The sequence below is a fragment of the Acinetobacter stercoris genome (assembly GCF_900323515.1).
GTDB lineage: Bacteria > Pseudomonadota > Gammaproteobacteria > Pseudomonadales > Moraxellaceae > Acinetobacter > Acinetobacter stercoris.
Window position 1 is genome coordinate 1 of record NZ_OOGT01000256.1, and the last position, 4,795, is coordinate 4,795.

Consider the following 4,795-nt stretch of genomic DNA (forward strand, 5'->3'; position numbering starts at 1 on the left):
ATATATATATATTTATACTTTTATGTGAATTAATTCAAATTAAACCTCATAAATACTTTCCATTCAAGCAAAATGACACTCAATAAAATTCAATCAATATTAGTTTAAGGTTTATACTGTCAAATATAACTGTTGTTTCTTACTACATTCAGGCAAAATAGCCTCTCTATTTTCTTTAAATTGTCTATGACAAAACGTTTTTACCATCGTTGGCTTCCATCCCCCGATTCAGTCAAAAACTCAAAAATACTCAAGATTTTTGGTGACAGTGCCTTAAATCCTGTTCTTTGGTATGTCAATAAAAAATCGATTTCTCGCGCAATGTTAATCGGTACATTTTGGGGAATACTTCCCATCCCATTTCATAGCGTTCTGATTATGTTATGTGTCATTTTATTTGATGCAAATCTACCAATAAGTTTAATGCTAGCCTGGATTATGAATCCATTTACAATCATTCCAATTCTCTATTTTGCTTTCTGGATTGGAACCAAGATTTATAATGTTCATATGATCAATAATGAAATGATTTTAGGTATTTTACACCAAGTTGTTCGTTGGATAAAAAATCTTGGACATGGTTATGTTGACCTGAGTCTGGCTAAAATTCTATTGACAGGTCTGATTATCGAAGCAGCGATTTTTGCCATTTTAGCTTATTTTATTACTAGATTGGTCTGGCAATATCATGTTTATCAAAAATGGCAAAAACGCTAATCCAATAAATTGAAATTATTTTTTTGCTGCTAGTTGCGCTTTCATATATTCACTAGCCACATTCAAAACAAAATCCTGACACGCTTCTCCCGTCCCGGCATCATAGTCACCACCATTAGTAAGGTTATTGGATAAAATACGAATTCCTAAAAAAGGTACATTAAATTGATATGCAATTTGTGCGACTGAAGCAGCTTCCATCTCCTCGACTGAGGTTTGATAATGAGTTCGGAAAAATGCTATACGATCTAATTCATTATTCCACACATCAGTAGATCCAATTGTTCCCTCAACAACATTGCCTTTTGTATAATGCTGTTTTGCAATGAACGCAGCTTTAATCAATTGTTCATTTCCCTGAAACTTTCTTATCGCAATTGGTTCAGGATCTGACTCATCATCTGGTAATACGTCAAATGCCTCATTCCAGTCCAAGGTATTAGATCCTTGACCCAATGCTTTTTTAGGTGTTTTAAATGCACCTATATTGGTTGAATATCGACCTAATACGATATCATAAACTTTTAAGGCTGGATCATGCCCACCTGCGGTTCCCTGATTAATAATCGCAATAGGCTTATAACGTTCTATTGCCAATGCTGTAGCGGCAGCTGAATTTGACATCCCCATCCGGGTCTTGGAAATGACGACAGGGTAACCTTGATAAGTACCTTTCCAAAACTTCCATCCACCTATAGTTTCTACATTCACATTATCCAGTTTAGCTGCCATACGTTCAGACTCAATGGGTAGCGCTCCCTGAATAATAATTGGTTGTAGACTTTTTGAAGCCTCTTGAGCGGTTTGCGTTTTGGAAGAATCGTGCTCATTACATGCTGAAAATACAGTGATGCTGCTTATGATTAAAATCAACAAAATTTTTTTAAATCGCATAAAAGTATCTGTAATTTTAAAATTGGAGAACATGAGTTTATGCAATGTTTATACCAAAGGATATTGATATTTCACATCGAAATAAAGCACTCCTATTTGATGCGAAATGCTTTATCTATCTTGTTTAAATCAGTTTAATACGACTTCTATTAGCTCAGAAGTACCTGTTGACTGATCCCCTGTTAACCACTGCCAGGTTTCTTCTATTTTAATCACATCATTTTCTAATAAAACGATTTTACTTTGGCATAAACCTGCTTTTAATTCTCCGGCAACAGTCAAATGCTGGTAGCAAATTTCAAAATTGTAATCATCCAGCATTTTCCCAACAATAGAACCTTTGACTACAAAACCACCAGAATAGGTTGCAGTAATCACCCCATTTTTTTGATTGTAATAAAAACGGGTCGCACTATTTACATCTCCATTAGATGTATTTGTCAGACTCATAAAGACTTTATTGTTGAGCAAATTCAGCATTTCAGGTATCCCTTTAGAAAAACAGCTCACAGTTGTGAGCTACTTATTAGATACTTATATCAGAAAATACGCTTTTGGTCTTTTTCGACTTTAGGCAACCATGATGCAATTTTTTCCGCAATTTCGATATAACTTTCGGCAGTATCATCATCCGCTATTACTGAAGGTTTTCCTGCATCTACATTTTCGCGGATTTTAACGTTTAATGGTAAACGTCCAAGGAGTGGAATATGGTATTGTTCTGATAATTGATCCCCACCTCCTGTACCAAAAATCTGTTCTTCATGTCCACAGTTCGAACAAATATGCGTTGACATGTTCTCGACAACACCAATCACAGGAATCTGGACTTTGTTAAATAACTCAATACCTTTTACAGCATCCATCAAAGCCACATTTTGTGGAGTCGTTACAATAACTGCACCAGTAACAGGTATGCGCTGTGCGAGTGTTAACTGGATATCCCCAGTCCCTGGTGGCATATCAATCACCAGTATATCCAGATCAGGCCACAAGGTCTGATTAAACAATTGCATCAATGCACCTGTTGCCTTTGCTCCCCTCCAGGCTACTGGCGTATTTTCCGCACCGATTAAATGACCAATTGACAGTACGGGCATACCATAAGCATCTAGTGGTACAAAGTTTTCGGCCTCGATCATGGGAGTTTTTCCGGCATTTCCCAGCATGGTTGGAATACTTGGACCATAGATATCCGCATCCAGCACACCGACTTTAAGTCCTAACTTTTGTAATGCAAGTGCAAGGTTAACTGTAGTTGTTGATTTTCCTACACCACCTTTACCTGAAGAAACCAATATCACATTTTGAATACGGGGATGTTTTGGCACATCTCTTTGCTGTGGTGCTGATTTTTGAATAGGCGGATTATTTGGATCAGTTTCTGTTTTAGGTGAAGCATCAACGACAGGAGGTAAATTAGTATTTGCAGATTTTTCATGTGAATGCGACTGACTTGAACAACCATGTCCAGATTCACCATGTTGAATCTTTTGCTGAATCACATGCATATTTAGTTCTTGAATTCCACATTTTTCCAAAGCATCTGCCAGATCATCATGAATCTGCTGTAAATGATTTGCTTCATCTGGATAGGTATTAATTGTGATTTGTAAAACACGTCCTTCCACATTGAGCTGTGTTATTCGATCTTTTAGTGCATTTTCTGAACCTGGCAAGATATAGTTTTGTAATACTTGCTGAATTTCTTCTTCTTTCACCTCCTGTGATGGTGAAAAAACAGATTTTAAAGAAGAAAGCCAAGACATATGTTTACTCCAGATACTGATATTCTGCTAAGTCTTTATAGTTTAGCGGTAAAAATGCTTTAGAGTAAGACAACTTTTATAAAGCTTTTTGAATGTCGTTATTATTCCAACCAATTTAGTACACTTTAAAAGGTTCAAACATGATTTTCGATCAAGTTTGAACCCTTTCATAGAGCAATTCAGATTAAAACTAGCCCTGATCATCTTTTTTAAAAGAGTTTAATTTATCTGTTGCAGCTTTTTTGAGTTCATCAAATTTGGCACTTGCCTGTTCCTTTAACTCATCAAACTTGACAGTAGCATCATGCTTCAGTTCGGCTGCTTTTAGTTTTGCCTCTTCCAGTTTATGACTTGCCTCAGTTTTGAGATGGTCTAATTTCTCTTGAGTAGCAGACTTAAGGTCCTCTGCTTTGGCTTTAGCATCGTCTACTTTTTCATCAAATGCAGCTTTGCTTTCTGCATGTTTCGATTCAGCTTCGTGTTTTAAATCATTGAGTTTTTTTTCACCTTCAAGTTTTGCTTCTTGAGCATTATGTTTTAGATCATTAATAGTCTTTTCACCTTGCAATTGGGCTTCTTTTGCCTTGAGCTTCAGATCATCACCGAGTTCCGATGCAGTTTGTTTTAAATCATCTAGTTTATTATCAGCCATTGTTCATACCCTCTTGATTTGTAAATAAATTTAAAAATGAGTTCATGCTCAAACGTATTATTTAGTTATATAGCTTCTTGTGACTATTTAAACCCCAAAATGCAATTTGCAATAAATACCATACAAAATGTTACTCATGAACTTTTTTGCTAATTTAAAAAGAAATTATGATAAAAATGAAATTTAGCATTGTTAATTTCATTATTTATGAAATCTTAAAATTTACTTTTTCCAAAATCAGAGTTTAAAAAAATATAAAATCTTTTGCCGATCCAAAAACCTATTAAAAAAAGCGCATAACTGAATAAATACCCTAAAACAATCATCAACATTACCATCAAAAAAATTGTTATTGATTCATATTCAAAAGGAAACATATTTAGAAAAGCAATAAACAGATAAATACATAAATAAATCCCTGCTGAATGCAAAATTTGCTTTTTTGAAAATACTTTTTCAGGAGGGGGTAAAATAGGCTTTGTTGCATAAAAGGAATTCATCCCCATACAGTTTAGATGAATACAGAATCAAAAAGCCGCTACAAAACAACCAACTGGGCTGAGTACAATCAGGCTTTACGCCAACGGGGTGCTTTCACTATTTGGTTTGATCCCCAAATGCAATGGTATGCAATGCCTACAGGCAAAAAAGGATGTCAACCGACCTACTCTGATACTGCCATTCAGTTTGCCCTGACAATACGCAACCTGTTCCAACTGGCTTTACGTCAAACACAGGGTTTTATTCAAAGCCTCTTTCAACT

At 35.5% G+C, this 4,795-nt stretch carries 6 protein-coding genes; 2 read left to right on the forward strand and 4 right to left on the reverse strand.

From position 1 onward, the window contains the following. Positions 1–186: 186 nt before the first annotated feature. Entirely contained in the window at positions 187–717 is a 531-nt protein-coding gene (locus KPC_RS17930; protein ID WP_121975697.1) for a DUF2062 domain-containing protein, read from the forward strand. 15 nt (positions 718–732) lie between these two features. On the opposite strand, the gene KPC_RS17935 is transcribed toward KPC_RS17930, so the two are convergent. The 4 genes from KPC_RS17935 to KPC_RS17950 all read right to left on the reverse strand — a co-directional run bounded on the left by KPC_RS17935 (position 733) and on the right by KPC_RS17950 (position 4,032). Then, complete coding sequence (locus tag KPC_RS17935) at positions 733–1,611, reverse strand: 5'-methylthioadenosine/S-adenosylhomocysteine nucleosidase (RefSeq protein WP_121975702.1); 879 nt, start codon at positions 1,609–1,611, stop codon at positions 733–735. 129 nt (positions 1,612–1,740) lie between these two features. Further along, complete coding sequence (locus tag KPC_RS17940) at positions 1,741–2,091, reverse strand: hypothetical protein (RefSeq protein WP_121975698.1); 351 nt, start codon at positions 2,089–2,091, stop codon at positions 1,741–1,743. Between the two features lie 59 nt (positions 2,092–2,150). After that, positions 2,151–3,380 (reverse strand): iron-sulfur cluster carrier protein ApbC, encoded by a 1,230-nt coding sequence (gene apbC, locus KPC_RS17945; protein WP_121975699.1) that lies wholly within the window; start codon positions 3,378–3,380, stop codon positions 2,151–2,153. 190 nt (positions 3,381–3,570) lie between these two features. Beyond that, on the reverse strand, positions 3,571–4,032 hold the full coding sequence (locus KPC_RS17950) for a hypothetical protein (RefSeq protein ID WP_121975700.1): 462 nt from the start codon (positions 4,030–4,032) through the stop codon (positions 3,571–3,573). 515 nt (positions 4,033–4,547) lie between these two features. Here KPC_RS17950 and KPC_RS17960 point away from each other — a divergent pair. Then, positions 4,548–4,795, forward strand: a 248-nt coding sequence (locus tag KPC_RS17960; RefSeq protein WP_171334545.1) for a transposase, incomplete at its 3' end; no start/stop codon positions are given.

What these genes read in the sequence shown, in the direction of transcription:
- KPC_RS17950 (WP_121975700.1), bottom strand. Translation starts at nt 4,032, where the DNA reads ATGGCTGATAATAAACTAGATGATTTAAAACAAACTGCATCGGAACTC.
- KPC_RS17935 (WP_121975702.1), bottom strand. Translation starts at nt 1,611, where the DNA reads ATGCGATTTAAAAAAATTTTGTTGATTTTAATCATAAGCAGCATCACT.
- apbC (WP_121975699.1), bottom strand. Translation starts at nt 3,380, where the DNA reads ATGTCTTGGCTTTCTTCTTTAAAATCTGTTTTTTCACCATCACAGGAG.
- KPC_RS17930 (WP_121975697.1), top strand. Translation starts at nt 187, where the DNA reads ATGACAAAACGTTTTTACCATCGTTGGCTTCCATCCCCCGATTCAGTC.
- KPC_RS17940 (WP_121975698.1), bottom strand. Translation starts at nt 2,091, where the DNA reads ATGCTGAATTTGCTCAACAATAAAGTCTTTATGAGTCTGACAAATACA.